At 59.0% G+C, this 26,389-nt stretch carries 29 protein-coding genes; 22 read left to right on the top strand and 7 right to left on the bottom strand.

All coding sequences use genetic code 11. The annotated features are described in order from the left end of the window. Positions 1-1,166: DUF4158 domain-containing protein (locus tag GOB81_RS14825; RefSeq protein WP_173571170.1), on the bottom strand; the 1,166-nt coding region annotated here is incomplete at its 3' end. Between the two features lie 64 nt (positions 1,167-1,230). Between GOB81_RS14825 and GOB81_RS14820 the strand changes: the two genes are divergently transcribed. The 3 genes from GOB81_RS14820 (at position 1,231) to GOB81_RS14810 (ending at position 3,080) form a co-directional block, all read left to right on the top strand. Continuing rightward, positions 1,231-1,890 (top strand): recombinase family protein, encoded by a 660-nt coding sequence (locus GOB81_RS14820; RefSeq protein ID WP_231100957.1) that lies wholly within the window; start codon positions 1,231-1,233, stop codon positions 1,888-1,890. Continuing rightward, positions 1,887-2,666 carry a helix-turn-helix domain-containing protein gene (locus GOB81_RS14815; RefSeq protein WP_173571169.1) on the top strand — a complete coding sequence of 260 codons (780 nt, stop codon included), beginning with the start codon at positions 1,887-1,889 and terminating at the stop codon, positions 2,664-2,666. Before GOB81_RS14820 ends, GOB81_RS14815 begins: the two co-directional genes overlap by 4 nt. A 159-nt stretch (positions 2,667-2,825) precedes the next feature. Then, complete coding sequence (locus tag GOB81_RS14810) at positions 2,826-3,080, top strand: DUF7673 family protein (protein ID WP_456304169.1); 255 nt, start codon at positions 2,826-2,828, stop codon at positions 3,078-3,080. Positions 3,081-3,102: 22 nt separating this feature from the next. Here GOB81_RS14810 and GOB81_RS14805 read toward each other — a convergent pair whose 3' ends face one another. Both GOB81_RS14805 and GOB81_RS14800 read right to left on the bottom strand, forming a co-directional pair. Further along, the gene (locus GOB81_RS14805; protein ID WP_242010303.1) at positions 3,103-4,041 is read right to left on the bottom strand and encodes a replication protein RepA; all 939 of its coding nucleotides are present in this window, start codon (positions 4,039-4,041) and stop codon (positions 3,103-3,105) included. Then, the gene (locus GOB81_RS14800; protein ID WP_173571167.1) at positions 4,038-5,075 is read right to left on the bottom strand and encodes a tyrosine-type recombinase/integrase; all 1,038 of its coding nucleotides are present in this window, start codon (positions 5,073-5,075) and stop codon (positions 4,038-4,040) included. The genes GOB81_RS14805 and GOB81_RS14800 overlap by 4 nt, the downstream gene beginning before the upstream one ends. A gap of 203 nt (positions 5,076-5,278) precedes the next feature. Between GOB81_RS14800 and GOB81_RS14795 the strand changes: the two genes are divergently transcribed. From GOB81_RS14795 to GOB81_RS14725, 15 genes are all read left to right on the top strand, one after another. Further along, positions 5,279-5,527 (top strand): helix-turn-helix domain-containing protein, encoded by a 249-nt coding sequence (locus GOB81_RS14795; protein ID WP_173571166.1) that lies wholly within the window; start codon positions 5,279-5,281, stop codon positions 5,525-5,527. Positions 5,528-5,632: 105 nt separating this feature from the next. Beyond that, positions 5,633-6,292 (top strand): lytic transglycosylase domain-containing protein, encoded by a 660-nt coding sequence (locus tag GOB81_RS14790; protein ID WP_173571165.1) that lies wholly within the window; start codon positions 5,633-5,635, stop codon positions 6,290-6,292. 22 nt (positions 6,293-6,314) lie between these two features. Beyond that, positions 6,315-6,650, top strand: a complete 336-nt coding sequence (locus GOB81_RS14785) for a hypothetical protein (RefSeq protein ID WP_173571164.1) — start codon at positions 6,315-6,317, stop codon at positions 6,648-6,650. An 11-nt stretch (positions 6,651-6,661) separates the two neighbouring features. After that, positions 6,662-7,021 (top strand): VirB3 family type IV secretion system protein, encoded by a 360-nt coding sequence (locus GOB81_RS14780; RefSeq protein WP_173571163.1) that lies wholly within the window; start codon positions 6,662-6,664, stop codon positions 7,019-7,021. After that, positions 6,936-9,461 (top strand): VirB4 family type IV secretion/conjugal transfer ATPase, encoded by a 2,526-nt coding sequence (locus GOB81_RS14775; protein WP_173571162.1) that lies wholly within the window; start codon positions 6,936-6,938, stop codon positions 9,459-9,461. Before GOB81_RS14780 ends, GOB81_RS14775 begins: the two co-directional genes overlap by 86 nt. Continuing rightward, positions 9,458-10,198, top strand: coding sequence for a type IV secretion system protein (locus GOB81_RS14770; RefSeq protein WP_338421374.1), 741 nt, complete (start codon positions 9,458-9,460; stop codon positions 10,196-10,198). Before GOB81_RS14775 ends, GOB81_RS14770 begins: the two co-directional genes overlap by 4 nt. Before the next feature lie 5 nt (positions 10,199-10,203). Beyond that, positions 10,204-11,349, top strand: coding sequence for a type IV secretion system protein (locus GOB81_RS14765; RefSeq protein ID WP_173571160.1), 1,146 nt, complete (start codon positions 10,204-10,206; stop codon positions 11,347-11,349). A gap of 13 nt (positions 11,350-11,362) precedes the next feature. After that, positions 11,363-11,563 carry a hypothetical protein gene (locus GOB81_RS14760; protein WP_173571159.1) on the top strand — a complete coding sequence of 67 codons (201 nt, stop codon included), beginning with the start codon at positions 11,363-11,365 and terminating at the stop codon, positions 11,561-11,563. After that, positions 11,560-12,306: a type IV secretion system protein gene (locus tag GOB81_RS14755; RefSeq protein ID WP_173571158.1), complete on the top strand. Its 747-nt coding sequence runs from the start codon at positions 11,560-11,562 to the stop codon at positions 12,304-12,306. Before GOB81_RS14760 ends, GOB81_RS14755 begins: the two co-directional genes overlap by 4 nt. After that, positions 12,303-13,256, top strand: coding sequence for a TrbG/VirB9 family P-type conjugative transfer protein (locus GOB81_RS14750; RefSeq protein ID WP_277876928.1), 954 nt, complete (start codon positions 12,303-12,305; stop codon positions 13,254-13,256). Before GOB81_RS14755 ends, GOB81_RS14750 begins: the two co-directional genes overlap by 4 nt. Further along, positions 13,253-14,320, top strand: a complete 1,068-nt coding sequence (locus GOB81_RS14745) for a TrbI/VirB10 family protein (RefSeq protein ID WP_173571156.1) — start codon at positions 13,253-13,255, stop codon at positions 14,318-14,320. The genes GOB81_RS14750 and GOB81_RS14745 overlap by 4 nt, the downstream gene beginning before the upstream one ends. A gap of 3 nt (positions 14,321-14,323) precedes the next feature. After that, a complete protein-coding gene (locus GOB81_RS14740; protein ID WP_173571155.1) occupies positions 14,324-15,388 on the top strand; it encodes an ATPase, T2SS/T4P/T4SS family in 1,065 nt (354 codons plus the stop codon). A gap of 10 nt (positions 15,389-15,398) precedes the next feature. Next, complete coding sequence (locus tag GOB81_RS14735; protein ID WP_173571154.1) at positions 15,399-15,647, top strand: hypothetical protein; 249 nt, start codon at positions 15,399-15,401, stop codon at positions 15,645-15,647. After that, entirely contained in the window at positions 15,644-17,488 is a 1,845-nt protein-coding gene (locus GOB81_RS14730) for a type IV secretory system conjugative DNA transfer family protein (RefSeq protein WP_173571153.1), read from the top strand. Before GOB81_RS14735 ends, GOB81_RS14730 begins: the two co-directional genes overlap by 4 nt. Before the next feature lie 11 nt (positions 17,489-17,499). Further along, entirely contained in the window at positions 17,500-17,718 is a 219-nt protein-coding gene (locus GOB81_RS14725) for a hypothetical protein (protein WP_173571152.1), read from the top strand. Between the two features lie 128 nt (positions 17,719-17,846). On the opposite strand, the gene GOB81_RS14720 is transcribed toward GOB81_RS14725, so the two are convergent. Further along, positions 17,847-18,257, bottom strand: coding sequence for a hypothetical protein (locus tag GOB81_RS14720; protein ID WP_173571151.1), 411 nt, complete (start codon positions 18,255-18,257; stop codon positions 17,847-17,849). A gap of 284 nt (positions 18,258-18,541) precedes the next feature. Here GOB81_RS14720 and GOB81_RS14715 point away from each other — a divergent pair, with 284 nt between their 5' ends. Next, a complete protein-coding gene (locus tag GOB81_RS14715) occupies positions 18,542-18,739 on the top strand; it encodes a hypothetical protein (RefSeq protein WP_173571150.1) in 198 nt (65 codons plus the stop codon). 136 nt (positions 18,740-18,875) lie between these two features. Here GOB81_RS14715 and GOB81_RS14710 read toward each other — a convergent pair whose 3' ends face one another. Genes GOB81_RS14710 through GOB81_RS14700 form a run of 3 tightly spaced genes read right to left on the bottom strand, consistent with a single transcriptional unit; the run spans position 18,876 to position 23,988 of the window. Then, positions 18,876-19,112, bottom strand: a complete 237-nt coding sequence (locus GOB81_RS14710) for a hypothetical protein (RefSeq protein WP_173571149.1) — start codon at positions 19,110-19,112, stop codon at positions 18,876-18,878. A gap of 10 nt (positions 19,113-19,122) precedes the next feature. After that, positions 19,123-23,607: a MobF family relaxase gene (gene mobF, locus GOB81_RS14705; RefSeq protein WP_173571148.1), complete on the bottom strand. Its 4,485-nt coding sequence runs from the start codon at positions 23,605-23,607 to the stop codon at positions 19,123-19,125. Between the two features lie 3 nt (positions 23,608-23,610). Then, positions 23,611-23,988, bottom strand: coding sequence for a hypothetical protein (locus tag GOB81_RS14700; protein WP_173571147.1), 378 nt, complete (start codon positions 23,986-23,988; stop codon positions 23,611-23,613). A gap of 243 nt (positions 23,989-24,231) precedes the next feature. Between GOB81_RS14700 and GOB81_RS14695 the strand changes: the two genes are divergently transcribed. From GOB81_RS14695 to GOB81_RS14685, 3 genes are read left to right on the top strand one after another with little or no spacing between them, the layout of a single operon-like run. Beyond that, complete coding sequence (locus GOB81_RS14695) at positions 24,232-24,795, top strand: hypothetical protein (protein WP_173571146.1); 564 nt, start codon at positions 24,232-24,234, stop codon at positions 24,793-24,795. A 26-nt stretch (positions 24,796-24,821) separates the two neighbouring features. Continuing rightward, positions 24,822-25,760, top strand: a complete 939-nt coding sequence (locus GOB81_RS14690) for a hypothetical protein (RefSeq protein ID WP_173571145.1) — start codon at positions 24,822-24,824, stop codon at positions 25,758-25,760. Continuing rightward, positions 25,757-26,380, top strand: a complete 624-nt coding sequence (locus tag GOB81_RS14685) for a hypothetical protein (protein ID WP_173571144.1) — start codon at positions 25,757-25,759, stop codon at positions 26,378-26,380. Before GOB81_RS14690 ends, GOB81_RS14685 begins: the two co-directional genes overlap by 4 nt. The last annotated feature ends 9 nt before the right edge of the window (positions 26,381-26,389 follow it).

Genomic DNA, 26,389 nt, shown 5'->3' with positions numbered 1-26,389 from the left:
GCAGCGGCTGTCAGAGGATCGAGGTCGGCAGTCCTGGCGATCGCCCCAACCTCTGACCTTGCTTTCAACAGGGTCGCCCATCCGACCGTGGCATCCAGAGTTTCCATAGGATCTCTGCCGTCGCTGGCCGCCTCGGCCAAGGCATCGATGGTCGCCTGAAACAGGCGCATCAGGCGTGCGACGTTCTTCGATGTTGCCGAAAAGCTGCGGGCCTTTGTGTTCCGTGCCCGGGTAAAGATGCTGCCGACCAGCTTGTCAGCCATGTCCAGGGCGCTGTCCGTCAGACGTTCCTCGGCATCGATCAGGAAAGCGACGAGCGTGGCGTAACGGCGTGATGGCGTGTAGCGCTCGATCATCGAGGCCGGAGATATCCGGCCTTCCCGGACGTATTGGTGAAAGCGGTCGATGTGAATGCGCTTGGCGACGACGGGATCAATCCCGATCTGTCGAACCTGTCTCAACAATTCCAGAATGCGCTTGATGTGATCCGGCTTGACGGCAACCGGTATGGTCTTGAGCGAGGCAAGTTGGCTGATGCTCCCTTCAGGCGTTGTGGCGAAAAGCCGATCCAGCGCCGTGACCTGATCGCCTGTGAGGCCCTGCGTTAACGCCTGCGCGGTCTTCCGTCGGGCCCGCGCCCGTCCCGCAATGCTGGCGCGTTCGATGGTTGAAATCGAAGGGAGTGCGATTTTGGCATGGCGTAGCGCGTCCATCACGGCCCGGACGATTACGATGCCGCTGTCCGTGGCCCAGGCTGCGTTTGCCGCAGCCTCGATCATGAACGGGATATCGGCTCTCTGGGGCGCGCGCAGGCCAAGGATCGTCATCAGATCGCGGGCATGATCGGTCATCGTCTGCTCCCGCGCGGCGTAATCGGCGAGGTCGCTGCCGGAAAGCTCAAGTTGGTCTGCCACGAAGGCGACCAACGCGGATGGCGTCGATCCGACGTCCTGCACAAACTGAGCCAGTGTTGTTCCCGGGTGCCTGAGTAACGCCAGTTGCACGGCAACGCCCATCTGGGTGCGTCGCCTGCGCCGGGAACCGATGATATCCAGATCCGATGGCTCGAAAGTGTAAAGGCGGACCAGACTGTCCCGGTCTGTCGGGATGGCGAGCATCTGATCCCGTTCCTGGGCTGTCAGCAGGTGATGTTTGAGCCTGGTCACGCTGTCATTCCGTCCACAAAAGGTCAGTCTCGGCTATGGACAGCGGAGAGTAAAGAGACGCATTATGTGGACGGATATTGTCGATCCGGAATGGTCATTCACTCAGTGTCCACAGAACGGTCGTTTGGGAGACGGCGCCATGGGCGGCATTCTGGGATACGCGCGTGTCAGTACCGGTGATCAGGATGTGGCCGGGCAGCGTATGCGATTGGAAGAAGCCGGTACGATCCGTGTGTTCACCGATGTGATGTCGGGCAAGAGCATGGAGCGACCAGGACTGGACGAGCTGCTGGAATACGCACGCAAGGGCGATACGCTTGCGGTTGTGCGGCTCGACCGCCTCGGTCGTTCACTGGGAGAGTTGCTGACAACGGTGACCATGCTCCGCTCACGCGGAATAGCGTTGCTCAGCCTGGAGGAGAAAATCGACACTTCCTCCGCAGCCGGAGAGCTGATCTTCCACGTCTTCGGCGCCATTGCGCATTTTGAGCGGCGACTGATCTCAGAACGTACACGCGACGGGATTGCGGCGGCGAGGGCAAAGGGCAGGTTGCCGGGGCGGCAGCCGCTCGACAGCGACAAGGTAAGCGCGGCGCTGAAACTTATCGCGGCGAGCGTGTCGCCGGCTGAAGCGGCGCGTCAGCTCGGGATCGGGCGATCGACCGTCTATCGCGAGATGAAGCGACTTGGCGTCGCGCGGCCGACACCATCGGCTGTATCATGACAACAGACGATCAAGTGGTTCTCAGCGCGCGAGAGAAAGAAGCGCTGCGTCTGCTTCTGGTCGGCCATGACGCAAAATCCATTGCCAATACGCTTGGTCTGTCGGTGCACACAATAAATGACCGCCTACGCGATGCACGGCGCAAGCTGGGCGTTTCGAGCAGCCGTGAAGCTGCCCGACGTCTCGCCGAGATGGATGGGGGCACCCCCAATTTTGTCGGCCCCAAGGAAATTGGGGGTGTCGAAGCAGCTTCTTCGGTGGATAGGGCCAAAGAGCCAGAATTGCCGCGATCATCGGGGCATCGCCTGGCGTGGCTTACCGGAGGAATGCTTATCATGTCTCTTATCATTGCGGCCGCAGCGCTTTTGACCATCAGCGGGCAGGACGACGCCCGGGTTTCCGCCCAGAATATTTCGACAAGCATTGCCCGTCCTGCCGAAACAAAGGCATCGGCGGATGCCCGCAAATGGGTCGAATTGCTTGATGAAGGGCAGTGGGATGCAAGCTGGCAAGCCGCAGGCACACTGTTCAAGGCAAAGATCACCTCGGCGCAGTGGGCCACTACGATCCAGTCTGTACGACAACCGTTGGGACGCCCGTCATCACGCACCTTCCAAAGCGTGATGCAGACAAAAACGCTGCCGGGCACGCCGGCGGGTGACTATCAGATCATTCAGTTCCAGACGCGTTTCGCTAACAAACCCAACGCGGTTGAAACCGTCGTACTTTCTCGTGAACAGCCATATTGGCGCGTTAGCGAATATTTCATCCGCTAACTTCCGTGCTGCTTGCCGTTGTTCAACAAAGAAACAGCGACTTGCCCTCAGACAAGATCACGCTACCCAGACGTTCTTCTACTGTTCATGCTAAACGTTGTTTAGCGTACTTTCCACACGATGGCCTCAAATGCACTTTCGTGTAGTCAACCCCGCTTGGTGGAGATCGCCAAAGGAGACACGCACCAGTCCGGCCTCGTTTCGGGCTTTCTACTGGCATGGTGGAACGCCGAGGAATGCGGAGGATATGACCTTACGTGGGCCTGGGCGCTTGATCCCGAAATTGCCGACGACATAATTGCCGTTTTTTCTTACGTCACTCGTCTCCGGAAACATCCGGATCAGATTACCCCCGAACTCAACGCGCATTTTCGTTCGATCATCAGGGTTTGGCGGCCGGAACTGGCAAGGTGATGCAGTCGGCTCCGGGCCGGGATCACTGGCAGGAAATCCGGCCCATATCAATAAAGGTCGTGGTTGGCGCGACCGGGGCAGGGGAGGGCAGTAAACGGAAGCCTGTGCGTATCGCCCCTGTGCTGACTTCTTCAATTCGCGCGGTAGGGTAAACCTCCCGCACCTGTCTAAGCGCCACGTTAAACGCCTTCTTAAAGTCCTTGTCTGCTTCCCGCCCTTTGTATTCCTGACCAAACTGCGCCCGCATATTTGACCATGTGATGTTTTCACCTGATGGCCGTTTAATCCGGTGAAGACGATGTGCGAGCCAAGTATAAATATCCAAGGCAAGGCATGAGTGCTGCAAGCCTTCTAAGGCTCTGCTGTCTAAGGGCACGGCGGCTTCGCGTAGTTCTTCCCAAAACTTTTCGGACAGTTCTATAACGCTTTCCTGACCGGGCGCTCCGTTATTGGTCCAAGCATCGTATAATTCTACCGGCTTGGCATTGATATTTCGGGGGCCATAGGCAAGCTGCATCTGGCACGCGCAAAGGGCGTTCATCTGCTGACGAAACGCGGCCATGCTGCGCCCATTGGTATCCAGATTCAGACGGCGCATGAAAGAGCGAAGCGACCGACCAACCGGAATCGTGCGGGATTGCAGCCGGACGGCTTCGCTGCTGATGTGGAACAGGGCAAGACGTGGTTTCGTGCCATATGGCACGATCTGTTGCACCCAGGCATCCCCGTCATACATTTTCCCCGCCGTTATCAGGAGCGAGGCTTTGCCATTCCGGCGCTCAAAGAATAGTTCGGACGGGCGGCGACGCGGCAATCCGACCTGACACAAAACCGTATGCAAAAATTCCGGCCGCTCGGGCGGCATCGTTCGAATTTCTGCCGATAGCCTAATAATCTTCGCGGAAATCGGGCTAAGGTCCAATGACCCTTGCGCGTCGTCGTGCATGGTCTGGCCTTTCATACCCGGTTCTGCCGCTGTGCGAGCCGCGCGGCTCCGCTCCGGGCGGCTGCTTGCTGGCGTGTGTATCGCGCTACCATTGTGGGGCTTTTCCACCCGGCCGCCAGCATGATTCCCGCCATGCTGATGTCATAGGCTTCCATGTCCTGTGTGGCTCCAATCCGTGGGCTATGCGAACTAAGCCGCGCGGTAATGTCCGGCGCGAATCCGGCCTGCTGTGCAAGCCGCTTGATGATCCGCGTTACATCGTAGGGTGACAACCCTTCTCCGATCTGGCGGCCGCCTTTTCGGACGGAACGGAATAGCGGGGCATCGCCTGTTCCATCCCCCAACCCGGCGCGCGCGATCCATTCTTTCAACAGTGCAGCGGTATCCGGCGCGACATATCGGAACGTGCCCTCGCCTTCCTGATCGGTCTTACTGCGCCGGATGCGGATAACCGCATCGCCGTCCGCGTTGAACTGTAGGTCACTCTTGCGGATCGCCACCAGTTCGGAACGGCGGGCCATAGTGTCATAGGCTGTGGCGATTAGGGCTTTATCACGGGCCATCAGAAGGCTTGATCCCGGTATGTGCAAAATCAGGTCGATATAGCGCCGTGTCGCACCTAGTGCCTGGGCTTGTTCGGTGCCGCGCTGTCGAGCATGACGGGACAGGGCCAACCGCACAATTTGCTTATGGGTCGGTGTCTCAAGGTCGGCCGCTATATGCAGGTGTCCAATGCTGGCGATGTACCGGCGGATAGTTGCCGGGGCCTTTCCTTCTGCGGCCATAGCGTCAACGAAACCGGCGACGGCCTCGGGCGTGGCGGGCAAAGGCGTGATGTTGCTGACTCCGCACCAGTCAAAAAAAATCCGTGTATCGGAACGAATGGCCCGGATCGTCTGTTCAGAGAAAGCGCCTCGGGCGTGCGTGGCATATCGCTTCAACGTCTCGACGATGCGGGGGGAGATACTGGCGGGCGGGTGACTAGCTAAAAGCCCGGCCGTCTCGAAGGCGAACGAATCACGGGGACGTGATAATGATGCGGGAGCCATATCGTCACTTTCTCGCCCATATTTATGTCATATAAATCATATTCAACGCCGTTCTATGGGGGTTAGTCAAGAGTGATAATATCAGTTATCGCACATAATGGGGGTGAGAGTCGGAATTGAGATAAACTGTCCGCCATCAGAATGAGGGAAGGCGAGGCGGATGGAATCTCGGAGAACGCAACCTGTTAGCTGTCGAGTAACAAATGACAGATAATGATTTGGCGACAGAGCATGTTTTGCATTGTCTAGGTATCAATGTACGGAACAAAAGGAAGGCTCTCGGCTTCACTCAAATAGAACTGGCTGAAAAAACAGGTATCGGGCAACGCAATATCTCCCTCATAGAGCGGGGCCAAGTCAATTTGACTATCAAACAGATGCAGCGGATCGCCTCTGCACTAGCAACCACGTTGCCGATTCTCTTTGAAGGCATTGATAACAAAGAAGAATAACGGCCCAACTTTTTTAATCATAAATCCTTGCCTTTGGCGCGCAATATGATCTAAAAATCATAAAGCGGCATCGTAATGCCGTTTGGCGTTACAAGGGGCGAGCTTATGATACTGAGTGCGCTACTCTTTTCACAACTTGTCACACAATGCGCGCCGGGTGACGCGCCTCAAACGCTGGCCGCTATCGCCCGCGTGGAAAGCGGTTTCAACACTCTCTCGATTCACGACAACACGACCAGAACTCGTTACCTGCCAGAAACACCCGGCGAAGCCGTGGAATTGGCGCGTCGTCTTTTGACTGACGGTCATTCGCTCGATCTTGGGCTAATGCAGGTCAACAGTAAAAACCTGCCAGCCCTCGGCCTGTCGGTCGAGAATGCGTTTGACGCCTGCCGGTCCATTCGTGCCGGAGCGCAAGTATTGCGCGACGGCTACAAGTCGGCGTTGCGGGTAGCGTTCTCCCGATACAATACTGGCGACGACATAAAAGGTTTTTCCAACGGGTATGTAAAAAAGGTTCTCGCTGCGGGCGGGATTCCGGACATGCAGGGCCACGCGCAGGCCGGAGTAAGGGTTGACCCTCTCCCGGCGACCGCGCCGCCAGCGCCCGCGCCTGCGGGGCCGCATGTCGTCAATGACATACTCCACGGAATTGAAACGCCCGAGGAAACCGCGTCAGACGGTGCCGGGGCGTTCAACCTGTTTTCGGGGGTGGCTGTCCCAAGCGACACACTTCCGAAAAACACGCCCCTTTCCCGGGGTTGATAAAACACACGGAAGGAAAACCATGATGATCCAGAAGGATGAAACCCCCGCCCCGGTGCTCGCGCGTGTGGCGGCTGTTTGCGCGTTCGTCGCGCTCGGGGTGCTGTCGGCCAGCCCGGCAATGGCGGCCGTGTCGGGGTCCGTCGATCCGTCAACAGGTCTTACGACACTCGCGCCGTATTTTCTCGGACTTTGCGAAGCCGCAATCATCATCATCTGCATGTACAAGGGCGTCCATGCGGTCGGTGAAGGGCGCAGCCTCGGGCCGATCCTGATTGGCTTCGTGTCGGGCACGCTGCTGTGCGTCGGCGGATATTACGGCCTCACGCATATGGGTGTCACCACAAGTTCAATCTAAGGAAGGTCTATATGGCGTCGCGCTTCGATGCGGAACGGCTACCAACCGACAAGATTGCCCTGGCTGATACCCGCCCGGTTCTTGCCGCTGGTATGCCGTTACTGTGGCTCATAGTTACCATGTTCGGACCTGCCTGTGTCGTGGTCATTACCATGTTCACCGGGCATCCGAACCCGTGGTTTCTTATCATGTCGGTGCCAATGGCAATCGCGGGCCGCGCTATCGTAGCGCGGGACGTGAACCGGCCGCGCATTCTCTATCTGTGGTTCATCACGGGAAGCGCATTTGCACACCGGACAAAGGGGCGGGGCGAAGTCCTGCCCCTGCTTTCCACGAAATCCGATGCTTGGGCGGGGTACACGCATGACTAAACTTGCAAGCCAATACCTGCCGCAAATTGGTTACTGGAACGAACAGACGGGCATCATGCAGGACGGATCATTGTTCGCCATGCTGCATGTGACCGGCTTTGCGTCCGATTTGGCTTCGGCCATAGGGCTGACCAATATGCGGAACGCCATCAACATGGCGATAATCGGGGTCAGTGCCCCGGGGGTCGAAATCTGGCACCATTTCGTGCGGGCAGAACACCAAGTGCCGACCGATCTGCCGCCTTGCCGTACGTGGTTCGGCCAGCGTCTCGACGCGGCCTATCGTGAGTGCATGGTGGATGATCTATACAGGAACGACCTGTTCCTGACGATTTTGGTGAAGCCAGACTTTCAGCCGTTTACGCAACTGAAAGCATTTCTGACGGGGGCCAAAAAACCGGCCGCTAATCTGCCGTCTGCTGACGACAATTTCTTGCAGGATTTCGAGGAAATTGTTGCCCGCGTCAGCGGACAGTTAATGGGCTTCGGCGTGCGCCGCCTCGGCATCCAAACTGCCGAGAACGGCATACAATATCAGGAGATTGCCGAAGCCCTTTACTATATCATGCACGGCTATTCCCGGCGTATTCCTATGACGGCCGGGGCGTCCCGCATGGGGCGACAGATCATGACCTCGCAACCGGAGTTCGGGCATAATGCCTATGCGCTCCGAAGCGACTTAGGCGACGTTTATGCGTCGCTTCTGTCCTTTTTCGACTATCCGAAGACAGTAAGCCCGGTTCTGTTCGACGGATTACTGCGTGCGCCGTTTGGTTTTACCATGACCAATAGCTTTTGCTGCGTCCAGCGGTCGCAAGCATTGGACAAGCTGGACCGGCTGCGCCGCAAACGCATGTCCTCGCAGGACAAGGCGACGAAGGCCACGGAAGACCTGAACCGGGAAATGAACGAACTGGCCGACCGTGAGCATGTGCGGGGAAGTCACCATTTTTCCCTGTCCGTCCGGGGCCGCAACATGGAGGAAATGGATAGGGGCGTCGGCCGGGCGGTCAACCTGTGTGGTGGGCTGGGCATTACTCTAGTGCGTGAGAACGAAGCACTAAAGGCGGCGTTTTTTGCTCAATCGCCCGGGAACGCACATCTGCGGCCCCGGCCGGGCGGAATCAACAGCCGCAATTTTGCGTCGTTCGCCAGCCTCCACAACGTGCCGTATGGCCGCCCGTCATCCCGCTGGGGTGCGCCGGTCATCATGCTCCGTTCGTCGGCCGACACCGAATACGCAATGCACATGCAGGCGCAAGGGCCACATGCTCGCCCAGGCGAAGACGTGGCGAACATGCTGATTTTTGGCGGGATCGGCTCGGGCAAGACCACCCTCATGGGCCTGCTTCTGACGGCGCAAGACCGTTTGGATGTACAGCGCGTGGTGATCGACAAGGACAAGGGCCTAGCGCCCTGTGTCGAAGCGAACGGCGGCGAGTATCTGGTGCTTCCGTCCGGCGTGGATACCGGCATTGCCCCGCTGCGGGTGGCGCAGAATAATCCCGATTGGGTGTCGCACCTGCAAAAGCTGTTTATCGACCTGATTAAGAGCGGGTCGCCTTACGAACTGTCTCCCGCCGAAGACCAGTTGTTGCAGCGGGCGATTGAAATGCAAATTTCGATGCCCCCTGAAAATAGGAGCATTGGCGGCATTGCGGCGATGCTCGGCCAGCGCGACACTACGGGCGCGGCCGCCCGGCTCCGGCGCTGGTGCCGGGGCGAACGTCTCGGGTGGGTGTTCGACGGCCATTTTGATCGCCTGTCAGGCGACAAGATGCTGACCGGCTTTGATACAACGGATCTTCTGAATGCCGGATCGGCTAAGGAAGTCGCTACGCCGCTGCTGCGCCATATCTTCTATCGGACAAACCAGTATGCGGACGGAACACCGCTAGAGTTTCTGATTGATGAATTTTGGCAGGCTGGCGGTGTCGATGTGTTCACCGAGACAGTACAGGACAAGTCAAAGACGGGACGAAAGCGCGAAATTTCTATGGTTCTCGCGACACAAAGCCCGCGCGATGCCGTCGCCAGTCCTATCGGATACACTCTGAAAGAACAGTATCCGACAAAGATTTTCTTTGGAGATGCAGAAGCGTCTTTCATGGACCTGTGCGGCGACGACGAAAAGAACCCGCATATTCCGCACCTCGGCCTAACGCTCGCGGAATACAACGCCGTTACCCAAATGCTTCCGCACATGCGCCATGCGTTCCTGATGAAGCGCCCAGGCGCTTCCGTGGTGCTGCGGAACGACATGCGGAAGGCGCTCGCACAAGTGGCGGTCCTGTCGGGTCGCGACTCAACCTATGGGCTGATGCGCGAATTGCAGGAGCAGTACGGAACCGCCCCCGAACAGTGGGTGCCGCATTTCGAGCGACTGGCTCCGACGCTGGCGAAGGAACCGAAAAAGAGAGAGAGAAAGGAAGCGGCATGAGACGGTTAATGCTCCCCGTGCTGATGGCTGTTTCAGCCGTCAGCCCGTTCGCTCCTGTTCCTGCACATGCACAATGGGCGGTTATTGATACGGCCGCCATTGCACGCATGGCCGATCAGGCGAAAATTATGACAAGTCAGCTTAATACGCTGAGCGACATATCGGGTGTCTCGTCAAATACTCTGACCCAACTGCAAGGGTTTTATGGGTCTATGGCCCAAATAACCAATGCGGCCTCGGTAATTCCGACGCTCTTGCAGTCGGCACAGACGTATCCATTGCAGGACTTGGCGACGGCGGAAGGGATTTTGCGGTCGTCAAATAGCGGATTTACCGGAAACCTTGCTACATCTGCATTGCAGGTCTTGCAGCAGACACAATATTTCCAGTCGTCTGGATCATATTTCGCCGCCACGGAAATGAACGCAAATGCGCGTTCTACTGCCGGGCAGATCGCGGCCGCGCAAATCCTCTACCAGTCTTCGCAGGATCGTATTGCCGGGCTGCAACAGATGCGGGACCAGCTTGCCACGGCGCGCGATCCAAAAGTGACGATGGACCTGACGGCCCGGGCGCAGATTGAAAACAACATCGCGCAAGAGCAGGCGAACCAGACAGCGGCACTCCGGATGATGCAGGAAGCGCAAACGGAACAGGCGGCGCAACGGCAGGCCCAGGCAGATCGGTCCAGTACCGAAGCACTGGAAACAAGCCTGACCTCGGCCGGGGCGGAGTAAAGGCCATGACGACGACTGTGAAAGCACTGGCGCCGATTGGGTCTTTCGTCACGAATTTTGACACCCAAATCACCAATGCACAGACCACGGCCGTCTCGGGAGTTGTGGCGGCAATGGGCCAGCCATTGCTTGCTTGCGCCGTGATCTATCTGGCGATTGAAGGATGGAAAGTCGCGGCCGGAGATTTGGACCGCCTGAATAGCCTTACATTCAATTTCGCGAAAATCCTTTTCATATTCTACGTCGCAACAAACTTGACCGTTTTTAATCAATGGGTGGTCGGTGTTTGGGAGCAGGGTTTTCCTACGGCCATCAGTAACGCGGTCGTTTCAAACGGTAGTCAGGCCAGCACGGTTTCCGGCGTGGCCGGAAGTATTGATACGCTCTGGAATGATATGTGGCTCCGAGCGGTAAAAATCCTTAAAAACGCCGGATATACTGACATTGCATCACGTATAATCGCCGTCCTTACGGTTCTGGTCGGCGGTTTAGGCTTGGTTTTGATTGCGGGTGTCTATCTGATTGCCCGTCTTCTATTTGCCATTGTTGTTGTGTTGGGGCCGGTCTGCATCGGTTGCGCCATGTTCCCGACCACCCGCCCGATTTTTGAGCGGTGGATCGGCAAGGGCGTGTCCATGATCGTGCTGCAAGTCGCGGCCGTCATTACGATGCAAATGGTTCTGACAGGGGCGGACGGATGGGCGCACGATAATAGCCCCTTGGACGCTGCGGGCGTGGCTGGTCTCGTTCAAAACGAGGTTTCCTTTGTCGTGTGGATTTGCCTCGGGGCCTTTGCCATCTATTCGCTGCCGACGCTGGCCTATTCGATCGGCACTGGAATTGCCGTCTCCTTCGCGCCAATCGTCGCGGCCGCGCTCGCTGCTGCAACGGGCGGCATGAGCCTTTTGAGTGGGGGCGGTAGTGGGGGCGAGGCCCCTGTGCCTGCCGCCCTGCCGGGCGGCTCTGGCGCGTCAGGCGAAGGCGGCGGATCGGACGGATTCGGCGGCTATAGCCTCGATCTTGGACAGGCCCGACTCGAAAGCGCCGCCACCACGTCAATGCTGGCTGGGGGTGGTGGGGATGCTGGGTATTTGCCCCCGCCCCCGCCCGCCCTGCCGCCGCCGCCGATCATGCTCCCGCCACCCGCATAAGGAAGGAAAATACATGCGTCGTTTGGCCTTGGCCTTTCTTGGCCTGTCACTCTCGGCATGTTCCGAAATGCCGAAACTACCGAAGGCGAAAGGGCCGCAACTGTCATGGAACACCGCCATGCAGTCCATACCCGCCCCTGCGCCGTCCGGTGAGGTTCTTCCGCCCGGTTCGCCCTGGCCCCCCACTGCAACCAGCACGGAAACAAAGAAATGAACGCTTCTTCGTCAACCACAACCACAACCCTTGACCAGTCCGGCGCACCCGAAGGCATGGTGCCGCGTCCGGAGAATTATGAAGCCCTGCGCCAGCATCAGAAGGAAGTCTATTCGCTGGAACGGGAACGGCGACGCTCCGAATCCTTCCGGTTCTATACCGGATGGGGTCTGGCGGGCGTGTTCGGCCTGTTCGCACTGGTCGAAGCCGTGCGCTCTTTGACGTGGCCGCATCCCCGCGACCATTTTCAAATTGCCATCATAAATAATGACGGCACTTATTCCGCTCCGGTGGATGTGAAAGACCTAACGCCGGTAGAAAAAAAGGTCGTTCTTCAAACGTCACTGGTCAATTATGTGACGTATCGTGAGGGATATACTTTTGCGAGTTCGCAAAAGGCGTACGATATTGTTTCTGCCATGACGGCCGGGAAAGAGCAGGCGCGTTATCAAAAGCAGATGCTTGACCAGAACGACCCGGATAACCCAATCGTCAAATATGGGCTGAACGCTCAAAAGACGGTGCTGGATGTGCGGCTTGATGCCGACCCGAACAGCAAGAACTCATGGAATTTCACCTTTACGCTTCGTCTGATCGAAAAGGACGGTCAGCCGGTCGATACCCCCATGCGTGGCACCATGACCTTTGTTCCGGCCCCGGTGCCGACAAAGGTTCTCGTGCCGTACGATCCGGCCAGCGTTGCCGTGATCCAGTATGAATCCCATGAGGTGACGACGCGATGAAAAACACATTCGCTTTTGCGCTCGTGGCTTGCTCCGTTCTGTCGTCTCCGGCGTGGGCAACACAAGAGCCGGTGCCTAGCAAGGCCGATTCTCGTATCCGGACGGCCAGCTACACCATAACCGACATGATCCATGTCACCAGCACCGACTTAAACCCGGTGCAAATCGTCTTGGAGCAAGGCGAACAGGTGGTTTCATTCGCGGGCAAACTGGTATCCAGCGCCACGAAGCCGGAACAGATGAAGACTGTTCATGACTGGTTCCTGATCGCGTCCGGCAATTCGGTTGTGCTGCAACCGTTACAGCCGGAACCGAAATCATATCTGTTTCTGAACACGCAAGCGCCGGATGGAACGCCCCGGCATTATCGTTTCCAGCTTGATACGCGCAAGGAATCAGACGCGGAAGGCTCGGAATATGAGGCCGTCAATATGATCTACCCGGACGTGATCGCGGCCAAGCGTCGCGCCGCGTGGGAAGCCGGGGCGGCCGCCCGCGCGAAGGCGAAGGCCGAGGCAGAAGCGAAAGAGGCCAACGCTCTCGCTGAATGGAAGCTGAAACAGGAACAGGGGCCATACGCGGAAGGGCGTAACTGGCACTACACGGCGCAGAACATCAATGAATCGGATAATTCCTGCGACGTGATCGGGCCGGAGAAGTCAGCGGGCATTTCTGATGATGGCGTGACCACCCGCCTGCTATTCGCCCCGCATACGGCCATTCCGATGCCGTATGTGCTGGATCAAGACGGCTTGGAATCGGTCGTCCAGCACTCGCAAGTCGATACCAAGGACGGAGTTGTGATGACGCTGCACACGGTCACGAAGCGGGTAATCCTGCGCCGTGGCAAGCGCGTGTGCGCGCTGAACAATATGGCTTACGACCCTATCGGCCATCAGCCAGGCACCGGGACGATTTCAACGCAGGTTGTGAGGGAGGCGGCGCAATGAGCGATACGACCACCAATCTCCCGAAAGGGCGGGATGTGACGCGCGGCCGGTCAATCATGACCCGGCAAATGCGTTTCTCCCTGCTGGCGACCGCCCTGCTCGTGATGGTCGCCATTGCAATTTATATGTTCGCCTTCGGGAACAAACCGACGCAAGAGGAAGCGGAATACAAACCCGCTCCCGGCCGGGCGTGGATCGCACCCCGGCTTCCGCCTCTGGTGGCCGCCCGGACGGCTCCCCCGGCGAATAGCCTCCCGCCCGTCACCGGCAAGACCACAACGGCCGCTGTGGCCGCTCCTATGGGGTTTGGGGCGCTGGAAGACACCACGGCCGGGCTGGGTGCGCCGCCCCCTCGTCCGGCCGCTGCTCCGGCATCCTCGGGCGGCCCGGCCGGGGCCGCGACTGATAAGGACAATCCACAAATCGACGGCACGGCGGAACAACAGAAAGCCAATGTCGGCCGGGCGGTAATCGGTAAACCCTTCAACATGCACCTGCTGCTGCGCCGGAATACAATTTTTCATTGCGTGGTTGAAGAACCGATCAACACGGCCGTTCCCGGCCCTCTCTCCTGCGAATTGGCGGATGACGTCATGAGCGCGGACGGGACGGTTGTTCTAATCGAAAAGGGCGCGACCGTGAACGGCGAAGTCATGGACAGCCCTGTTGACGGTGAAGACCGGGTTTTCGTCGCGTTCGATGAAGTTGTAACGCAAGACGGCTTGCCGATCTATTTTGGCAATGCTTCGGGCGGTGACGAATTGGGAACGTCTGGCGTGCCGGGCGTCGTCAATGAACACCTGTGGCGCAAGCTGAAAGCTACCCTCCTGCTGGCCGCGATTCAGATTGGCGGTCAGGTGGCGCAGAACGTGACCGAGAAAAGCAGCACCGTGAATATGAACATTGGCGGTTCTTATGGCACGTCTCTGGCACAAACGGCGCTGGAACGCGATCTGAATATCCGCTCCACGCTGTATGACCCGCAAGCCAAAGTCATCACGATCACTGTCCGGCAGGATATTCCTTTCGATAAGGTCTATCGCCTGCGTGCAAAGGGTTATTGAGCCATGAATGAGATAACCGATATTGTTGCTCGTCAGCTTAATTGGCTTCTGCGCCCGCTGGATCATCTTTTGTCCGATCCAGCGGTGACGGATATTCATATCAATGGCCCCGGCCCAAACGGGCAAACGCCCGTTTTCATAAAGCGGGGCGCGGAACGGTCTGTCGAGACTGTTCCCTTGACCATGCGTGATCTGGAAAACATTGGCATCAACGCGGCCGCCTTGAACCGGCAGGACATAGCCGAGGACGTGCCGTTTTGCTCGACCAAGTTTCCAGCCGGCCAGCGCGTCCAGTTGGTCCGCTCGCCGGCGTGCCCGCCGGCACAATATGCAATCGCTGTGCGCCGTCCGAGCGCCCGCACGGGAACCCCGGAAGAACTCGAACGTGCGGGGGTTTTCTCCCGCACGCGCACGTCCGAGTCTGTGCGGAGCGCGCCCCGCAAGGTCATTGCCGATATGCTGGAACTCAAGCGGGCGGGCCGGTTCCGTGAAATGCTGGAACTGGCGGTTTCCAACGGTTTAACGGTCATTTGGGCCGGGATGGTCGGGACCGGAAAGACTTACAATCTCCGGGCCTTCATTCACGCGATTCCCCTCGATCGTCGGATTGTGACGGTCGAGGACATGGAGGAAGTGATTAACCTACCGCACAAGAACGTGGTGAACCTGCTCTATCCAAAGGGCAAAGGACAAGGCTTGTCCAAGCATACCGCCGAAGACTGCACGGAAGCCGCGTTGCGCCTTGATATGGATGTGCTGATAAATCAGGAACTCCGTGACGCGGCTGCCTGGGCTTTCCTGCGGGCGATCATTTCAGGACACCCGGGCATGTCCTCGTGCCATGCCGAGAGCGCCGAGGGCGCTTATCGGGCTATTGCCCTCATGGCTCGCCAGCATGTGGCGGCACAAACTCTGTCCAACGATGATCTTGACGCCATGCTGCGCGATCTGATCCCGGTCGTCGCATATTGCGAGACGATAGATGGCAAGCGGCGCGTGACGCAGGTTTATTTTGAACCCGAAGCCCGCCACGAAATCACGGCCGCCGCGTCGGCCGCGCTCGTGTAGGAGATCGACCATGAAATATGTCTTTCTCGGATCACTGGTGATCGTCTGCCTTGGGCTGTTTTTTGGCTATCCAAGCGCCGATATGCTTTCGCACCCGAACGCCCCGCATAGCGGGCTTGGGGGCGTCGTGGTCCTGTCGTCGTTCATCTGCCCGGTAACGGGCCTTCTCTTGCTTATCAGGGGCTATACGCGCCTGCTCGTGCGTCTTCATAGGCGCATGAGTACGGACGGCCTGTGGCACAAGGGGGAACGCTCATGACTCCCCGCCAAAAATTCTGGAATGTTGTCGGCTTGCTCGCCTTTATTGGCGGAATCGAGGCGGTTGCGGTGATCGCAACCGCCTCTCAACTTTTCATCTGGTGGCACGCCATTCCCGGGCTGACGCCGCCCGTCTCTCTCTATTGCTGGTTGCCCTACTTCATGACCTATCAGGGCGACGCCGTGATCCGGTCGCACCTGCTGATCTGCCTTGGCGTTCCTGTGGGGCTGTTCGTGCTGTTTGACACGTCCCTAGCGTGGGCTTTCTTCAACGGGCGGCGTCAGCGTCGGCTTCGTGCAGCCCGGCCGGGACAGGTGCCGGACGCGCCCGTGCGGGCGCTGTCTGATTCGTTCGGCAATGCTGACTGGCTACCGATAGACAAGCTAAAGGCCCTCTTTCCCGGGCCTGCCGAAGATTACGGCGGCATCGTCGTGGGGGAAGCCTATCGGGTGGACAAAAGCCCCGTGGCACGAATCCGGTTTGAACCGGACAAGCCCGAAACGTGGGGCCAGGGCGGGAAGGCTCCCTTGCTGATAGACCCATGCAAAAGCGGCTCCACACATGGGGCGGTTTTTGCTGGATCGGGCGGCCTAAAAACCACGGCCGTAGTGATCCCGACCTTGCTGCACTGGACCGGCTCGGCTGTGGTGTTTGATCCTGCGTGCCAGATTGGCCCGATGATCGCTCGGGCACGCCGGGAAATGGGACAGAAGATTGCCGAGGTCCGGCCGGGACGTGGCATGAATGTGCTGGCGTGGATCGACCCGGCCGACCCGCTCGCGGAAACGTATGTGCAGGAGGTTGTCGCCCAGCTAGACGGCGGCAACGAAGGGCCGGACAAAAAGAAATCCGAAAACGAAATGTTTGAGACGCGCGGCCGCGAACTGATGACGTGCCTTCTGGCTGATTTGCTATGGAGCGAAGCACCGGCCGAGCTGAAGACCCTAAAAGAATTTCGCCGCCGTCTGACCACGCCGGAAAAGGAGATGAAAAAACTACTGCAAGAAATCTATGGCGGTTCCAAAAGCGCCCTTGCCCGGCAGTTAGCCGGGTCGCTGATGGGCGTATTTTCGGAAACCTTCTCCGGTATCTATTCGCACGCAGCGGCGGCAACCCAATGGCTGGGCATCGCCGCATATGCCGATATGGTCTCGGTTGGCGACTTCGATCCGCTGGAACTACGCAAAGGCAAGCTGACGGTCCTTGTGCAAATCCCTGACGGCTCGTTGCGTAACACTCCGGCGCTCGGGCGGCTCGTGATCGGCACCTTGTTGAGCATCGTCTATCTGGCGGACGGGGCCATTAAGGGCCGCGTCCTCTACATGCTTGATGAAGTCAATCTGCTCGGCCGTCTCAAAGCACTGGCCGACGCACGGGACGGCGGCCGGAAATACGGAATCACAATGGTATTAGTCTGGCAGTCAGTCGGGCAGGTAGAAGGCACATGGGGAAGGTCCGGAAAAACGGACTGGTACACCAGTACCTCATGGCGGCTTTATGCCGCTCTGGATGATCCAGAAACGGCAAAGGAAGTATCCGCGACCTGCGGAACATACACGATCATTACGCCGAACGAAGGCGAAAGCAGGTCTTATAATTCGGGAACAAATAGTGCCGGTTCACGTTCCGAAGGCCGAAGCCGAGGCATTTCGGAACGTCCGCGCGAATTGATCCGCCCCGAGGAACTATCGACTACCATGCGGGCGGATGAACAGATTATGTTTGTTAAAAATGCCGCGCCGATCCGGTGCGGTCGCGCCGTTTTCTTTCGTCGCCCTGAAATGGCCAAACTGGTTGACGATGATAGATTTACGGCCAGTCAGACAGAAACAGCGGCATAGGAGGAACGATTATGCGGAACTGGTTGATCGGCGGTGGAATCGCTATCTGCACCCTGACAGGCGGTGCGTTCTATGTGACGCACCATACCGGCCCGGCCGCCACGGCCGCCACCCCCACAACAGTAGTGGTCAAGCCAGAGGGGTCGGACCTGCTGGAACGGGAAGCGGCCGCCTACAAGAAAGACATTGGCAATATGGAGAACCAGCTAAAGGCGGCCGGGGCGGAATAAAGCCCCGTACGATCGCCCTGGGCCTCGCGCCTCTGTTCAACGGATCTGAAAAAGGCCGCTTACGCGGCCTTTTTGCTGCTCGGGGCTTGACCCTGTATTGACCCTGTTAAGACCCTCTCGCGACCCTGTTAAATCCGCTGCAAATGCGTAAGGTGCGCCAACAGATGGGCGGCTAGAGCCTTGCCGCTCTCGGCGCTCACCTTGGCGGTAAACAGAGGACGCCGAACGTCCGCCACCATCAGATTCAGGTCGGCCGCCGTTCGTGTGTCTGGCCGGGGGCTAATGTCAAAAGACGTAATCTTGTCAAAGGGAATGATTACGCTCTCTCCCATAGCCCGAAAGACAGCAAGGCGCTCTTGCTTATCGTCAAAGAATAGCCACTGAAAATAACCTAGTGGCACTGTCTTGTTCGGAGACAGATTGCGAGAAACCGCCCATCGGACTCCCTTTTGTTCAAAATGATTCCTCAATGCGAACATGCCCGCCGCTGCTGATACGCCAAGGGTCACGGCTGTTCCTGCTACGATAGCCGGTGTCATGAGTGCCTCTCTTTGATGTGCGATATGATTTTCATATCATATCAGTTTTGCGGGATTAGGACTTTTTCGGCCGCCGGGATCACGCTTGCGTCGTCTGGTGGCGATACGTCCTCTCCGTCTCCGCAACAGTCACCCGCATGGGTAACTCTCCAATACACTTCCCGGTCCTCGCTGCCGGTCGGCCCGGGTGCAAAGCGGGTGCAAAAGCCGCTGTCTGTCCACCAGTCGGCCGGTTTGCCTTGCCCGTAAGCTGGTGACGGGGGCTTATCGTCCGGCCGCCACCAGTGCAGACAATTCCCACACGTCACGGGCTGCTCGCCGGTACCGTCGCCCACGGCCGCCCCTTCGCCACACCGATCTGTGCGGCGAACCAGCGGCCATTCGGTTGGCTGGAACTCCTCCCCGGTCGTGCCCGGGGCATGACGATGGCAAGTCTTGTTCCCGGATCGGAAATAGACGCACCCGGCGCAGTCCTGCGGTAATGGGCTTTTAGGCATGATCCTACCCCTTTGCCTTTGTGCTGGCCCGGCTGCTGTCCTGCTCGGCCGCCCTCGACCGCTGTGCGTTCTGCTGTGCCCGGCTGGCGACGGTCTTATTTGGTCCCATGCTAATATCCTTTCAAAAATCGTCGGTAAGAGCTTTCCGCATCCACTTCATGCGGCGCTGCAAATCATTCAGCAGGTCCATGGTATTCATGACGGCGTTCATGTTGGCGACGACCGCCTTGCCGTCATGGTTCAGCGTTCCGATCTCGTGGAGCGCTTGCCTCAGTTCGACCAAAGCACGCTCGATGCGAGCCTCAATTGCGCTCTTTGTTGGTTCAAAATCGGTCGCCTGTTCGTTCCGGTCGCTCATGGCTCTGTCCTTACGCTCTTGGTCCCTTGGGACGTGGTTGTGTCGGGCGTGCCGTGGGCCTTTCGCTGGCCCGGTCACTGCTACGGGGCTGCTGGTGGGCGCGGCCCCTGCTGCGGGCACTGTCTCGGGCCGCCTGATCCACGGCGGCCGGTATGGGCTGCTTCGTGATCTGCTCTCCTAACGTGGCTCCCAGCGGTTGCAGCAATAATGCTGCCCTCTCGCGGACGGCGGCTTTCCCGTTCCCGGCCGCAAAATCATTCCAGTCTGTGCCCTTGTCAGTCGGCGCAAAGCTGGGCAGCAACAGAACGCCATCAACGGCCTTCGCGGCTTCGGTGGCTTTCTCCATGCCGACATTCGGCAGGGGTTGGACCTCACGGCGCGGCAAATGGTGATCGTTGTCACCCGCCACCACAATGAGCCGTTCCGGGTTCCTCTCCTTCAAACTGGTAACAACGGATTTCAGATTGCCGGAATCAAAGGCGGCCACTGTTGGCAGGCCGGTCGCCTCCTTCATGGTGGCGGCTGTGGCATAGCCTTCCGCCACCACAATCGGCCCCTTGCTGCCAATCTCACCTAGAGGCGCGGACGTGCCTGCTTTCCGGCCGTCTTTCATGAAACGCTTTTGTCCGTCTGCTGTGATCGTTTGCAGGTTCCAAAGTTTACCGTCTGGCCCTCGCATCGGAATCAACAAATTGCCCCGACTGTCGATCCGCAACCCGTGAGAAAAAACGTCCTTCTTCGCAAGGTAAGGGTGCTGCATGGCGGGCTTCGCCCTGCGCCAAATGGCAGCGGCTTTCAGAGCAACGGATTCCTCTCGTGCCAATCGTTCCGCTTCCCGGGCCGCCCTGTTCCGCTCGATCTTCTCGCGCAATGCCGCGCGTTCTTCTTCGGACTGGCCGGTAAACGGCTGCGATGCCTTCCAGCGGATTTCCTCGCCGGTTTTGTGGTTGTGGATGTATCCGGCCGGGTAATCGTCCAGGTGGGCGATATACATGCCACTACGGCGGCCGCGCTTCTCTCCTTCAACGTCCACGCGATGCCGTCGCCCGTCCATGATCGGGGTGCCTCGCACGATAAGGCCCGCCTGTCGTAGCGCGTCGGAAAATTCGGCCAGCACCTCGGCTTCACTGAACCGAGGCCGTGCCTTGAAATTGGGATTGCTTTGTCTGTTCTCGGGTCGGCGCTCTGCTTTCTGCTGCTCATACATTGGGCCTCTGGCGTCCTTCCCCTCTCGGGATGGTTTCGCCCCTTTCGCTGTGGTTGGTGTGTCTGTGTCGGTTTTAGTCTTTTCGGATTTCCCTTTTGCTGTCTTGGCCTTTGACTTTTTATCATCGGCCTTTTTCTTGCGCGCCTTTTTTGCGGCCCGCTTAATATCAGTATCTTCCGGACCTTCGATAAGTCCAGCAACTTTCTTGATTGCGTCCGTGTTTCTTTTTACTGCCTCCTTTATTTCGTCTGCCGCTTCCGAAACGGTCTTTTCGTCCCGCTTCTCCTGATAGCGGCGATGCAGGTTAGTCGGTTCAGCGCCGTCCGCCTCGCGTTGCTGTACCTTCTGAAAACTCCTGCTCATACTGGCCGATATGTCTTCTTCCGCCTCGTTGGCTTTTTCCAGAAGGTCAACGGCAAGGGCTTTTTCCGGCTGGCGTGACAGGTTCTCGGCTATGTTCGTCCACACGTCGTCTTCGGTAATCGGGCGCTCACTCCCGAGCGCGCGCTTTTCCATGATTTCGACGCGCTCCCGGCCATCAGAAACAATAATGAATGTCGTTTCCTTGGCGCGTGAAACTCCCACATAGCCCTTGTAAGATTGAACGGCGCTGCTTCCGTCCGGCATGACGTGCATGTGTGCCGTGGATGTTGCTGACTGGATGGAATCAAGGGTGATCGCATCACCATAGGTCAGCAAAAAGGGGTCGGTTTCCTTGTTGTTGTCAAAGTCCTTTAGGGATTTCCATTTTACAAATCCCTGAACACCTTTGGCATTTTTCAGGATAAGGCCGTCTTTATGAACGCCGACCAATTCGACAACGGAACCGTTTACGCCAATGACCCCGGCCTTACCCTCGCCAAAGCTGGCCCGGGTAACACGGTACAGACGCAAGCGATCTCCACGGGCAAGGGTAATGTCATATTTCTCCGTTCCTTGCCGATCCGTGCAGTTTAGCGTGAGTTCATCCGCCCCCAGCACGCCTAACGAACGCCGCCGTTCACGGATGGCCCGCGCAATATCCCGGGCGTCCCTATTCGTCGGGGCGCTAATCGTCAGTTGATAATCTTCCCTGTCTTTGTTTGCGGTTTTGAGTTCGACCCATTTATCTGCGGTCGCCTCGATGGCTTCGGCTCGCCCCCCCGCCACCAGCAGCGCGGTGCCGTCCTCTCGAAGCCGCTTGATACCTTCTGCGGCATTGCCAGACCGGAAAATGAGAGATGTTTCCCGATCACGGGCACGTTTCATCCGCACTGTCGAGTCCAGCACTGGCACTTGATCTTCGCCCAATGCTCTTTGAAAAAGCCTAATGCTATTACCGGCAGATATGGATTGCGCCTGTTTGTCGTCACCAATTCCGACAATGCTGAAACCGTGTTCCTCTCGCAATTCGAGCAACCGCTTTATGTGGGCTGTTCCGACTTGTGAGAGTTCGTCCACGGCAAGAACTGAATCACGGTCTAGGGTAATTTTACCCTCCCCGTAGTCGTACAGAAACTTGTCGATTGCCATTGTCTTTTCGGCATCTATACCCGCATCTTCCAGCAGGTCAGATTGCCGGTGCGCGAGGGCGACACCATAGATATTCGTCCGCCCTTGTGCCTTCCAAGCCTCTATCAAAGGCCGCAAAAGGGTGGTCTTACCGGCCCCGGCCACGCCAATAGCAATCCCCAACCGGCCAGACATGCCGAGTTTGTTCATAACCTCGCGTTGCTTACGGCCATGCTCGTTCGTGAAATCAAGCCCATCTCGTTCGGAAACAAACGCCACGGCTCTATCAATTTCGGAAATCGTCAACTGACCATCTTTGTCAGCCGCCGCCTTTTGGGCCAACTCGATAACTGTTTGTTCGTCGTTTAGGTGTGCCTGGGTCGTGACCTTTTGAGAGTCACGGCGCTCTGAAAGGTTCTCGGCTTCACTATCCCCCTCGAAATCCCGCACAATCAAGGTTGTGCGCTCTCCGCTCTGGATCACGCCGTTTTCGCACATCAGGTTCACCACGGCGTCAATGTCCGCGGTCGTGTGGGTGCCTGTGGCGATAAGGCCGCGGGCGGCCGCCACCCGCAACGCGCTGCCGCCAATCACGGCTCGCCGTTCAAACTGTTCCTCCACAAACGGCAATGCAGCCTCGTAGGCGGCCTGCAACTGTTCGGCTGATGCAGGGGCCGGGGCCTCCTTCTGCCGCTCGTCTGGTGTCACCTCGTCCGCGTTTTCACGGATCACGGATTGATGGACGTATCCGGCTGCTTCGGCTTGCGCGCGCCACGCGGCAAGATCGGACATATCGTCACCTTTGCCGACCCGAGTAGCTTTCGCGCCCCCTTTCAGGAAGGCGACTTTCTGTTCCGGCGTCAGCGAATCCCAATCGGTGCCCGTCTCCTTGGCATACTCCCGGGCAGAATCTTCCCCGCCCCGTGTCCGCTTAGAGAACAGGTCCACAATCTCATCCGGAATGGCCGTCAACTTGGCCGTGCCGGTTTTGTTGTCTAACTCCACCTCAACCCCAGCTTCCCGCAAGCGGGTCGCTAGTCGCGCTTGATAGAAGGCCCCGACCTCGTGGACCCGCTCGTGTAGGGCCAGCAGATCGAGCGCCCCGACCGTGCCATCCTCGCACACCACGACATTAGGGACGGCAACATGAGTATGGGTCTGCATGTCGCCCGGGGCCGCGTTGTTGGTTTGGATGACGGTTGCGGGGCGTCCCTGCTCGTCCAGCATGGCGATTTCAACGGTCGGCCGGGACGTGTAGTGATCGAACGATAGCCAACCAATCTGGCCGGGTATCCGGCCGCCGCTGCCGCCCTTTCCTTTCCGGGCGTGCCCGACGATGCTTTCCACATGGGACATTGCATCTTGCCATGCGTCCCGGTGTGCGCGGGCCAGGACGGCCCATTCCGCATCTGTCGGCGCGAACGCCATAGCCACGCTAAGGGACTTCGGAGCGGAAAACGTGAAGTCCGTATAGGTGATCCGGTCGCGGGTGGACTCTTTGACGTTTCGCCATGCTCCGGGCAGGTCGCTACCGTCCGCCGCCTTGCCGCATAGCAAATTCACAATCTCGTCCCGGGTGGCGCTGCGCGTCTGGTCGATCTTGAGGACGTTAGCAACGGACACGTCCATATCGTGCCGAGGACGGGCCGCTGTCCCGGCTGTCGAACGCATCACATCGTGCAGGTAGTAGTCCGCCATAGAGGCCAGTTCGTCCGGCAAGGTCTGCTCAAGTAGGTGGTCGGCCATTGCGGCCGCCCCGGCCTTGAAGCTGCCGGTGCCCTTCCGGAAGGTGAGCATGGCCTATTCCTCGTCGTCTGGCTCGTGCCATGCGGCCGGGTCGGCCGGTTCACTTTCCGCGTCCTCGTCCTCATGGATGGCGGCCGCCAGTTCGGCCGGGAGCCGGGAAAGGGTTGCGTGCTGCTCGGCCAGCGCCGCTAAGATCGCCTCCAGCATCTTCGCCACGGGGCTAGGACCTGGCTCTTTCGTCGCCGCCTCAATGAGCAAGTCCGCCTTGTCATTGATGACCGAAAGCATGGTGATGATGCGTTCCCCGACGACGACGAACCGCTCTTGCGCTTCCCTCATCTCCCTCATTTCGGCGCGCAGGGCGGCCAGATCGGACGTGCCCGCAGGAGCGGATTTGCGGCCCGTTGACGCCGTTTTGTCTGCCGGTGGCATGGTTCATCCCCTTCTTTTCTTGAGGCCCTTCTACGGGCTTTAGCCCGATTATTATGCACCAAGTGGGTGCAATGGTCTGTAAAAATCTTCCCCCTCTACCTCGTCCCTTTTCCATCCCTGTTTCGACCCTCTCTTGACCCTGTTTATGACCCTGTTTCGACCTTGACATGACCCTGTTTGCGACCCTATCGTGACCCTGTTCCGGTCGGACTGACCCGGACAGACAGAGGACCATTCGACCCTATGAGCGAACCAGACGAACCACGTGAGCCGCAGGTTGCGAATGCGCTCGTGTCGTCATCCGGCCTCGTGCGGTGGCTTCACCAGCACCGGGCCGAACTGCACCAGCGCCAGCAAGCGGGCCGCATTAGCTGGCGGATGCTCGCTGACGTTCTGGAACAGCAGGGGGTGAAAGACGACGCGGGCAAACCGGCCTCGGCCGACGCGATCCGGCGGGCATGGTACCGAATCAGAAAGAAGCTGCTTGAGGTGCCCTCGCCCGCCCCGGCCCCGGTTGCTGCGACGCGACCACGGGCCGAAATTGGATTGCACAATACAGAGAAAGAAACTGTATTGCACAATCCAAAACCAACCCCGGAGCCAGCCCCCGCCCCTGCGGAACAGGCTCCGGCATTTCCAGAACAGCGCACCCGCCCGCGTCGTGCGCTGGCAACACTACGCGGGGCCACCCCGGCCGCCCCCGCCCCTGCCCCGTCTTCCGGCTCGGCGTCGGCAGCGCCCCCGAAGGACGATCAGCAGACCGTGGACCCTGACGCGGTGCTGCGGGATGCGGGCTTCAATTTCTGACAACCACAACGAAAGAGAATCATCCGATGACGACACCCCGGAAAACCCCTGCCCCCTCCACCACGGAAACACCGGCCGCGAAGCCGAGCGTTTCCCCTATCTTCGCCAGACGGCGGAACCGCTGGGAGGAAGAACCGGAAACCGATGTTTCCGCAATGAGCGCACCCCCGGCAGACAATGGCGCGGCTTTGCCCGTCGCCAAGAAAAGCGGCATCGACCTGACGGACAAGCCGAAAGCCATTTTCCTGATTGGCCCGGGCGGGACCGGCAAAACAATGGTGGCGCGCTGGGCCGGATGGAAGATGGCGGAAGCCGGTCGCGCGGCCATGCTCTCGGCCCTCGATCCGCAAAACCGCTCGCTCGCAACGTGGTTTGATGGGGTCCAGCAGCCGCCTACCACGGACGGGGCGCAGTCGGCCCGCTGGTTGCGCGAAACCCTCATGTTCCAGATGGAAGACAAGGTTTCCGGCATTTACGACTTCGGGGGCGGCGACGTGGCGCTAAGTCGCACAATCGAGGCGACGCCCGATCTTGCGGGCATGATGCAGGAAGCCGGGGTGGAGCCGGTGGCGCTCTATTTCGTCGGCCCCCGCCCGGACGATCTGGCGGTGATGGACCAGCTTGAAGGGCTGGGTTTCCGGCCGCGTGCAACCGCCATCATTATGAATGAAGGCCGGGTGGACAGCACGATGACCGTGGATGAAGCGTTCGGCCGGACGCTCCGCAACAGTGCATTCCGCAAGGTTATTGCCCGGGGTGGCCTCCCGATCCTCATGCCGCGACTGGAACAGGAGGTCGCCAGCGAAATCGAAGGCAAGCGCCTGACGTTCGGCATGGCGCGGGACGGACAGGTGCCCGAAGGATCGACCGTTTCCCCGCTCGGGCCGTTTGAACGGTCCATGACCCGGCGCTGGCTGGACAAGATGGAAACGCAATTCGCCCCGATTGCGTCCTGGCTCCCGTGAGTGAGGAAGAAAACAGCCCGGCCGATCCGGCCGGGCACGACTTCGCGGCCGCGATAGCGGCCGCGCAAGGCGAGATTGAATCAGCGGTCGAACGGGGCGGCTTGCGCGATGATCCGTTCCGTTACCCGCTGGCCGCGCTCGCTACAGTCCTCGGCACGTTCCCGGCCTTAATTGAGCAAGTCAGGAACGCGGCCGCGTCCGGCTCGCAAGTGCTTTCGCCCGAATCACTGGAACGGATCGAGGCGGCCGCCTCGGATCGGGCAAGGCGGGCAATCGAGCGGGAAGCGAAGGCAGCGGTGCAGGCCAGCCGCTGGCGGTCGATCATGCTGGCGTCCGGGGCGATCATGCTGGCAGCGGCTCTAGGCGGCGCTGTGGGCTACTGGCGCGGATATGACAATGGATCGGGCCGGGCATTAGCCACGGCGAACGGGCTGCAACAGGAAATAACCCGCGACCCGCACGCGGCGGCCGACTGGCTCCGGCTGATGCGCGCGAACGACATAGAAAAGGCACTGGCCGCCTGTCACGGCGAACGGATCAACACCACACCAGACGGACAAACAGGGTGCGCCCTGCCCGTGTGGATCACGCCCGCCCCGGTATCACCTCCCCCGGGATAGGAGAACGGC

Origin of the sequence: Acetobacter conturbans, assembly GCF_011516755.1 — a bacterium.
Lineage (GTDB): Bacteria > Pseudomonadota > Alphaproteobacteria > Acetobacterales > Acetobacteraceae > Acetobacter > Acetobacter conturbans.
The sequence above is the reverse complement of the archived record's forward strand: the minus strand, read 5'-3'. Positions and strand labels throughout refer to the sequence as shown.